Source organism: Nocardiopsis halotolerans DSM 44410 (assembly GCF_000341065.1).
Lineage (GTDB): Bacteria > Actinomycetota > Actinomycetes > Streptosporangiales > Streptosporangiaceae > Nocardiopsis > Nocardiopsis halotolerans.
On sequence record NZ_ANAX01000402.1, the window covers coordinates 1 to 8244 of the forward strand.

Annotated in this window: 5 protein-coding genes; 2 read left to right on the top strand and 3 right to left on the bottom strand. The window is 71.1% G+C overall.

Annotation, left to right across the window (positions count from 1 at the left end):
- The first annotated feature begins 93 nt into the window (after positions 1-93).
- Positions 94-735, top strand: coding sequence for a class I SAM-dependent methyltransferase (locus D455_RS0128500; protein WP_017574059.1), 642 nt, complete (start codon positions 94-96; stop codon positions 733-735).
- A 383-nt stretch (positions 736-1118) separates the two neighbouring features.
- Positions 1119-4727 carry a transglycosylase domain-containing protein gene (locus tag D455_RS0128505; protein WP_017574060.1) on the top strand — a complete coding sequence of 1203 codons (3609 nt, stop codon included), beginning with the start codon at positions 1119-1121 and terminating at the stop codon, positions 4725-4727.
- Positions 4728-4957: 230 nt separating this feature from the next.
- Here the strand turns inward: D455_RS0128505 and D455_RS0128510 are convergent, their stop codons facing one another.
- From D455_RS0128510 to D455_RS0128520, 3 genes are read right to left on the bottom strand one after another with little or no spacing between them, the layout of a single operon-like run.
- Positions 4958-6073: a glucosidase family protein gene (locus tag D455_RS0128510; protein ID WP_017574061.1), complete on the bottom strand. Its 1116-nt coding sequence runs from the start codon at positions 6071-6073 to the stop codon at positions 4958-4960.
- Positions 6073-6792 carry a class I SAM-dependent methyltransferase gene (locus D455_RS0128515; protein WP_026123072.1) on the bottom strand — a complete coding sequence of 240 codons (720 nt, stop codon included), beginning with the start codon at positions 6790-6792 and terminating at the stop codon, positions 6073-6075. Before D455_RS0128515 ends, D455_RS0128510 begins: the two co-directional genes overlap by 1 nt.
- 59 nt (positions 6793-6851) lie before the next feature.
- Complete coding sequence (locus D455_RS0128520; protein ID WP_026123073.1) at positions 6852-8189, bottom strand: glycosyltransferase family 4 protein; 1338 nt, start codon at positions 8187-8189, stop codon at positions 6852-6854.
- Positions 8190-8244: the final 55 nt, after the last annotated feature.

Genomic DNA, 8244 nt, shown 5'->3' on the forward strand with positions numbered 1-8244 from the left:
GGCGCCCTCCACGAAGGTCCAGCCGCCCAGGCGAGGCCTTTTCAGCGCCTGGGCCGCCGTCCAGCGCGTTTCCGCAGCTGAGAGAATTCCCGCATGACGAAGACAAGCCCCGCCATCCCCGCCGAACTCCTGGCCGCGGCTGAGGCCGCGAAAGGCTTCATGCCCACGGACGAGGGCACCGCCCTCTTCGAGGCAGCGGTCACCTACGCCCACATCGGGCCGATCGTGGAGATCGGTACCTACTGCGGCAAGTCCACGATCTTCCTCGGCGCCGCGGCCCGTGCCACCGGCGCCAAGGTCATCACCGTGGACCATCACCGGGGCTCGGAAGAGCACCAGGAGGGCTGGGAGTACCACGACACCTCCCTCGTGGACGGGACCACCCGCAGGTTCGACACCCTTCCCCACTTCCGGCGCACGATCACCGAGGCGGGCCTGGACGACGAGATCATCGCGGTCGTCGGCCGCTCCACCGACGTCGCCAGCGTCTGGGGGACGTCCTTGGGTATGGTTTTCATCGACGGTGGCCACAGCGAGGAGGCCGCCCAGAACGACTACGCGGCCTGGAGCCCCCACGTCGCCCCCGGCGGGGCCCTCGTCATCCACGACGTGTTCCCCAACCCCGAGGACGGCGGCCGACCGCCGTACAACATCTATCGGAAGGCGCTCGACTCCGGGCGGTTCCGGGAGGTGCGTGTGGTGGGGTCGATGCGCGTCCTCGAACGCACTTCCTGACCTCTTCTCCAGTCCGTTCCGTGCGGGGAGCCCGACCGACTTCGCGCACGGAACGAACCTGGACCCCTCACCTTTCTTCCGCACATCCCGGCACCTCCGGGTCCCACACACACGGGACGGGGTCCTCCGGCAGCGCGTCGAAGGGGTGGTTAGAGGAAAGTGTGCGGAACGGCAGTGATTCCTTACACACTTCCCGAGATAAGGCTCGGATAAAGGTGACGGTGTGGTTACCGGCCCGACCTTGACATGGTTACGGGCGGGTATCGTGTCGTGGAGGGCGAAGCGATGGCGGCGTTATTCCCCGAGTTACCGCTTCGGTCTCGATCCTGACTCGAACTGAACCGATCAGGGGCACTCACGCGTCAAACATGCAGGACGGCACAGTGCCGGACGTGATTTGCCATGGGGGCGGGGAGCTGAGCGAGAGCACACACGGCGAAGGCGGGACGGATGGACAGCGTCCCGACACGGACACGCCGGACACCAGAAACACCTCTGCCGAGGAGCTGTCCAGCAAGTCCACTCCTGCGGGTGGCGTACCCAACACCGAAGGAAATCAATCCCACACCTCTGGAGGAGTAGAGGACCCAGGAGACCAGCCCGAGCCGGAGTTCATCGGCTCGGTCCACTTCAAGACCAGCGGAACCTTCCTCCGCGACAAGGTCGCCCGTAACCTCGCGGAACAGGGCTTCGGTCCCTCCGAGGAGAGCGAGCGGACTGACGCGGACGTCTCCGACGCGTCCGAGAGCACCCCGACCGCGGCCGACGACGCCTCGTCCGGCGACACGGGGGCCGACCAGGGCGCTTTTGAGGCATCCGCCGACACGCACGACACCGACCCCTCTCCCGAGTACGGCCCCTCTGCCCCCGCGGAGACCACGGGGAAGGAGGGGAATGACGTGCACTCGGAGAGCGAGGACGGTCACTCCTCCGGAACCGGCGACACGTACGACGGTGAAGCCGCGTCCGAGAGTGCGCCCGGCACCGGTGAGCCCCCATCGCCGACGCCCGCGCAGACCGAGCCCATCTCGCTCGCCGCCGTCCACGATGCCGGAGCCGCCGAGACGGAGGCGTACACCGACGATCCCGGTGACGGGGAGGCCGACGACGAGGTCTCCGCCACCGGGGTGCCCGGCTCGCATGGTGACGGAGCCTCCGAGTGGGAGGACCGGTCCGCCGAGGAGGAGTCACACGGGCAGGAGGGGCCGAAGGCCCCGAAGGGCCAGGTGGCCGGGACCGTGGCCGACGTCCAGGCCTTCGAGCGGGACGTCGAGTCCGCGCCTCCGGCACCGGACGCCGTCGCTCCGGACCAGGCCGGGAAGCAGAGGATCGACGAGTCCTCCGCGGCCGAGACCGCGTCCCTGTGGCCTGAGCCGCGCCGCCTCTCCGACTACGTGTCCGACGGCTCCGCCGAGGACCGGGGTTCCACCCGTTCCGGTCCGGGAGCGGGCGGTGCCGCCGCTGGTGCCATGGGTGCCGCGGCCGCCGGTGCGGGAACCGCCGCGGCCGCGCACTCCGGGGCACCGGGCGGCCCGGGGAACCCGGAGGCGTCCGGCCTCTCCCCGGACACCGCCTCCGCGGGCGACGCGTCCCAGGGGCCCGGTACCCGGTCCCACGAACACCGTGGTGCGGAGACGGTCGCGTCCGCCTCCCAGCACGGCCCCAGCGGCCCAACCGGCCCCGCTGCTCCCAACGGCCCAACTGGTCCGGGCGGTCCCAAGGGACCCGCCGGACCCGGCGGCACCGGCCCCGGCGGTCCGAAGGGACCGGGTGACCCGAAGGCGCGCGGGAAGAAGAAGGCGGCGAAGGGCAAGAAGGGGAAGAAGCCCATGTGGTGGAGGATCCTCCGGGTCTTCCTGATCGTCACCGGTGTCTTCTTCATCATCGGCTGCGGCGTGTTCGCCTACCTCTACACCACGGTCGAGGTCCCGGACGCGGCGAAGGCCGACGTCCTCGAAGAGGGGTCGACCTTCTACTACGCCGACGGCGAGACCTCGTTCACCTACCGGGGCACCCATCGGGAGATCCTGTCCTACGACGAGATGACCGCGGGCGGTGACCACGTCGTCGAGGCGGTCGTCTCCGCCGAGGACCGCGGTTTCTGGACCGAGCCCGGGGTCTCCGTGAGCGGTACCACCCGCGCGGTCTGGTCCACGGTGACCGGCGAACAGGTCCAGGGCGGTTCCACCATCACCCAGCAGATGGTCCGCAACTACTACGAGGGCATCACCAAGGAGGTGTCCGTCGTCCGCAAGGTGCGGGAGATCATCATCGCCCTCAAGGTCGACCAGACCGAGTCGAAGGAGTGGGTGATGCAGCAGTACCTCAACACCATCTACTTCGGTCGTAACGCCTACGGTGTCCAGGCCGCGTCGCAGGCCTACTACCACAAGGACGTCCAGGACCTGACTCCCGCGGAGGCCGCCTTCCTGGCCGCCGCCATCCAGCAACCGACCTACTTCGGCCAGGCGGACGTGGAGACCACCCCGGAGATGGAGAACCGCTGGGAGTACGTCGTCAACGGCATGGTCACCACCGGTGCCATCACCCAGGCCGAGGCCGACGCGATGGAGTTCCCGGCGCCCAAGCCCGAGCGGCCCGCCGACAGCGGTCTCAGCGGCTACGAGGGCTACATGTACGAGGCCGCGATGCGGGAGCTGGCGGACCTCGGCTACACCGAGGACAACATCAACCGTCAGGGCTACAGGATCGTCACCACGTTCCGCAAGGACCTGATGGACCAGATGTACCAGGCGGTCGAGCAGACGATCGACCCGGAGGTGGTGCCCGAGGGGGTCAGCGTCGGGGCGAGCAGTATCGACCCGGCCACCGGTGAGGTCGTGGCCTTCTACGGCGGCCACGACTACGCCACCAACCAGTTCGACACCTCCTTCCTGGGAGGCGGGCAGGCCGGTTCGGCGTTCAAGCCCTACGTCCTGGCCACCGCCCTGAAGCAGGGGTACAGCCTGAACACCGTGGTGGACGGCAGCGGTCCCCAGTACATCAACGGGGCGCGTATCCAGAACTCCGGGGACGCCCCCGGCGGCCCGATGAACCTGATCGAGGCCTCCCGGGTCTCCAACAACCTGGGCTTCATCCAGCTGGGTATGGAGGTCGGACACGAGAACATCCGTCAGACCGCCTACGACCTGGGTCTGCCCGAGGGCAGCATCCCCGACAACCAGCTGGTCCCGGTCATGCCGCTGGGCGCGACGAGCGTCAGCCCGGTGGACCAGGCCAGCGGCTACGCCACCTTCGCCAACGGCGGCGTGCACGTCGAGACGCACGTGGTCCGGGAGATCGTCAACGTCGAGGGTGAGAACGAGCGCCCGGAGGTGGAGAGCGACCGCGCGATCAGCGAGGACGTCGCCGCCGACGTCACCTACGCGCTCTCGGTGGTGGCCGACTCCGGGACGGGCCGCAACGCCAACATCTGGTCGCACCCGGTGGCGGGTAAGACCGGTACCGCCAACGACAACGTGGCGGCCTGGTTCGTCGGCTACACCCCGCAGCTGTCCACGGCCGTGGGTATCTACAGCGGCGACAACGAGCCCTTCACGATCCCCGGTATCGGCGTGGTGGGAAGTACCGGCCCGCCCTCCACGATCTGGAACGACTACATGACCATGGCCATGGAGGGGCGTGAGAGGGAGGAGTTCCCACCCCGCGCCAACGTCGGTTCCGCCGAGAACTGGGCGCCGGACCCGGCCACCCAGGAGCCGCCGCAGGACGGCCAGCCGCAGGACGACCAGCCACAGGATCCGGAGACTCCCACGAACCCGGAGACGCCGACCGACCCGGAGATTCCCACGGATCCGGAGACGCCCACCAATCCGGAGACGCCCGGGTTCCCCGGCTTCCCCGGGACGGACCCCGGTGAGGAAGGAGGCGGTGACACCGGCGGCGACACCGGTGGCGGTGGCGACCAGGGCGGCGGTGGAGGTGGCGAGACCGAGACACCACCGGCTCGCAACGAGCAGACCTGGTGGTAGTCCCGGAGTGACACGGGGGAGGGCCCGGCGGTGCGCACCGCCGGGCCCTCCCCCGTGCGGGGTCGTGGAGCCGTACCGGTCCTGACGTCCGGTGGCCCGGACGTCCTCGGCGCCGGCACCACCGGCACGGGCGCCTGGTGGCGGAGCACGGGGCGCGGACGCGCCCCGCGTGTCCGACCGCACGGCTCGCCCCTCGGGGACGGGCCCGTCCGGGTGTCAACAGCCGTACGTCACCGGCCGGTCGGCTCCGCACCACCGGAGCGGGAGGCGGCCCGGTCCGCGGGCGCTCCGTCCCAGGTGTGCAGGAAGACCCGTGAACCCGGGGTTGTCCCGGTGAGCGCGTCCACCGCCAGGATCACGGCGGCCGACGTCCACGTGCTCCGCTCCACCGGCCAGCGCACCTGTTCGGCGAACTGGTATCCCGTCCAGTACACGCCGTCGTCGGCGTCCCTCAGGTGCTGCACGTCCCGCAGGACGCGTACGCCCGTCTCGACGTCGCCCATGGCAGCCAGGGTCAGCACCAGTTCCGAGGACTCCGCGGCGGTCACCCACGGCTGGTCGCTCACACAGCGCACGCCCAGGCCCGGTACGACGAACCGATCCCAGCGCTCCTCGATCCGCTCCTTGGCGGCGGCGCCGCGCACGGCCCCGCCCAGGACGGGGTAGAACCAGTCCATCGAGAAGCGGCCGCGGTCGGCGAACAGGTCCTCGTGATCGTTGATGAGGACCGCGAGCCGGTCGGCGGCGGCCGTCCACGCGGGACGGGAGCGGCCCAGGCGCTCGGCCAGGGCCGCGCCGCAGCGCAGCGCGTGGTGCACGCTCGCGCACACCGTCAGCAGGGAGTGGTCGCCGGGGCGGCCGTCCTCCGCGCGGGCCCACAGGACCTCCCCGTGCTCACCGCGCAGGGCCAGGACGAACTCCAGCCCCTCCTCGACCACCGGCCACATGCGCTCGGCGAACGCCGTGTCGCCGGTGACGAGCAGGTGGTGGAGGAGCCCCACCGCGGGGTAGGCGGCGTGGTTGGCCTCGCGCAGCCGTGTCACGGCGACGCCCTGGCGGAACTTGGCGGGCCACCCGCCGCCGGGCACGCGGCTGTNGTAGGCGCGCCGGGCGGCCTCGGCGTGACCGGGCACGCTCCGCCCGGTCACGGTCAGGGCCATGGCGCACTCCACGTGGTCCCACACGTCGGTGTGCCCGCCGGGGAACCACGGGATGGCACCGCAGCTCTCCTGGCAGCGCACCAGGTAGGAGGCCGAGCGGTGCAGCTGTTCGGCGCTGAGCACACCGGGCAGGTGCGGCGCGGCGGTGTCGTGCGGGGGCGGTGCGTGGGCGGGGACGACGGACATCAGGCGGTGTGCGGTTTGCGCACGTACACGACCACGCTCTTGCCGATGACCGGGTTGAGCAGGCGCTCGGCGATCCGGGTCGCCCTGGGGGCCTTGAGCATGTCCCACACCAGCATCTCGTGGTAGGCCTTGGCGAGCGGGTGGTCGTCGTTGTCGGTGCCCACCGCGCACTTGATCCACCAGTAGGGGGCGTGCAGGGCGTGCGCGTGGTGGTGCGGGCCGATCTCGAAGCCGGTGGCCCTGAGCTTGGCCTCCAGTTCGGCGCGCGTGTAGATGCGGATGTGCCCGCCCTCGTTGGTGTGGTACTCCTCCGACAGGGCCCAGCACAGGCGCTCGGGCAGGAAGCTCGGCACGGTCACCGCCGCGATGCCGCCCGGCCGCAGCACCCGGAACAGTTCGGCCATGGCGGCGGTGTCGTGCGGGACGTGTTCGAGGATCTCGGCCGCGATGACGCGGTCGAAGCCGTCGTTGTCGAAGGGCATGTCCAGGGCGTCGCCCTTGACGGTCTCGGCCCGGGCCTCCGCGGGGGCCTCGCCCTCCTGGCGCATCGCGGCGAACATGGTCTCGACCTCGGCGAGGTCGGCGACGTTCTGGTCGAAGGCGACGATGTCGGCGCCGCGGCGGTAGACCTCGAAGGCGTGGCGGCCACCGCCGCACCCCAGGTCGAGTACGCGGTCGCCCGGGCCGACGGGGAACAGGGTGAAGTCGACGGTGATCAGTGGAGGCTCCCTAGGAATCTGCGAACGCGGGGTGGTGGGTCAGCGGGCGGTCCGCCGGGTCAGGCGCCGTTCGCGCGGGCCCGCACGGGCGTGGGGCGCGTGTCTTCGGCGGGTCGGGTCCCGGTGTCGATGGTGGAGGCGTAGCGTCGGGCGGTGAGCTCGGCGACGGCCCTCCAGGTGAACCGCTCCTGGACCCTGCGCCAGGCCGCGGCGCCCATCCGTTCGCGTTCGGCGTCGTCGTCGAGCAGGGCGGCGAGCGTGCTGGCCAGGACCTCCGGGTCGCCCGGGGGGATCAGGCGTCCGGCGTCCCCGTCGGTGCCCACGACCTCGGGCAGGGCTCCGGCGTGGCTGGCCACCAGGGGGGTGGCGCAGGCCATGGCCTCCACGGCGGGCAGGGAGAACCCCTCGTAGAAGGACGGGACGACCGCGACCTGCGCGCTGGCGATCAGCTCGGCCAGGGCGGTGTCGTCGATGCCGCTGACGAACTCGACGCGGTCGCGCAGGCTCAGCTCGTCCACCAGCTGGTCGGTGGGACCGCCGGGCTTGGGCCTGCTGACGATGGTCAGGGTGACGTCGCGCTCGGTGGCGAGCTTGGCGGCGGCGCGCAGCAGGACCGCCACGCCCTTGAGGGGGCTGTCGGCGCTGGCGGTGCACACGATGCGGCCGGGGACGCGCTCCAGTTCGGGGCGCGGGTGGAAGTAGCGGGTGTCCACGCCCAGCGGGGTGACCTCCATGGCGGCGGGGTCGACGCCGAACTCGCGGGCGATGTCGTCGGCGGAGGAGCGGGAGGGGACGAGGATCGGGTCGAGCCTGCGGGCCACTCTGGCCTGCATGCCCACGAACCCGTACCAGCGGCGCTTGGTGAGCTTCTGGAGCCCCCGGGCCTCGGCCAGTTCGATCCTGCGGTCCACGCTGATGGGGTGGTGGATGGTGGTGACCAGCGGCAGCCCGGCGGACCTGATGCCGAGCAGCCCCCAGCCCAGGGTCTGGTTGTCGTGGACGACGTCGAAGTCGGCCAGGCGGCGGCGCAGTTCGCGGTTGGCGCGCAGGGAGAAGGTGAGGGGCTCGGGGAACCCGGCGGTCCACATGGTGGCGACCTCCAGGACGTCGATCCAGTCGCGCCACTCGCGCACGGGCGGCGCGGTGAAGGGGTGGGCGTCGTTGTACAGGTCCAGGGAGGGGACCTTCTCCAGGGTCACGCCCTCGTCCAGGGCGGGGTAGGGCTGGCCGGAGAGGACGGTGACCTCGTGGCCCAGTGCGGCCAGCTCCCGCGACAGGTGGCGGACGTACACGCCCTGCCCGCCGACGTGCTGCTTGCTGCGGTAGGACAGCAGGGCGACGCGCAGGGGGCGCTCGGCGGAGGGCCGGGGGCTCGGTGTGGTGCCCGACTGGGTCAAGAGTCCACCTCTTCGTTGGTCGCGGGCCCGGTCGCCGCCGGTGTGGATGCGGATG

What these genes read in the sequence shown, in the direction of transcription:
- D455_RS0128500 (WP_017574059.1), top strand. Translation starts at nt 94, where the DNA reads ATGACGAAGACAAGCCCCGCCATCCCCGCCGAACTCCTGGCCGCGGCT.